The 293-nt window shown below is 70.6% G+C and carries 1 pseudogene; it reads right to left on the bottom strand.

What is annotated here, in order from left to right:
* A pseudogene (locus CCN51_RS55485) lies at positions 1–293 on the bottom strand (IS1182 family transposase); the annotation flags it as partial.

Here is a 293-nt window from a genome sequence, read left to right as displayed (position 1 = left end):
CGGTGCGCGTGTAGTTCTGCAGCACCACCATCCGCAGCACCTGCACCGCCTCAAGCTCCCGCAGCCACGGCGGTGCGCTGGGGTGGTGGACCGCTCCCAGCAAGGCGAAAGCATCCCGCCCGTAGTCCACTGCCAGAGCAGCACGTCTGGTGGCCGAGGACGGCAGCCGCCAGGAATCGATCCGGCGCCCGTAACGGCCGCTCCAGCCAGGCACATCGATCACCGCGGCCAGCCACTCGGGCGCGGTGGTGGACAGGCTTTCGACCGCCGCACGCACCGACTCTCCGGCCAGC

It is taken from the genome of Streptomyces milbemycinicus (genome assembly GCF_002154605.1).
Classification (GTDB): domain Bacteria; phylum Actinomycetota; class Actinomycetes; order Streptomycetales; family Streptomycetaceae; genus Streptomyces; species Streptomyces milbemycinicus.
The sequence above is the reverse complement of the archived record's forward strand: the minus strand, read 5'-3'. Positions and strand labels throughout refer to the sequence as shown.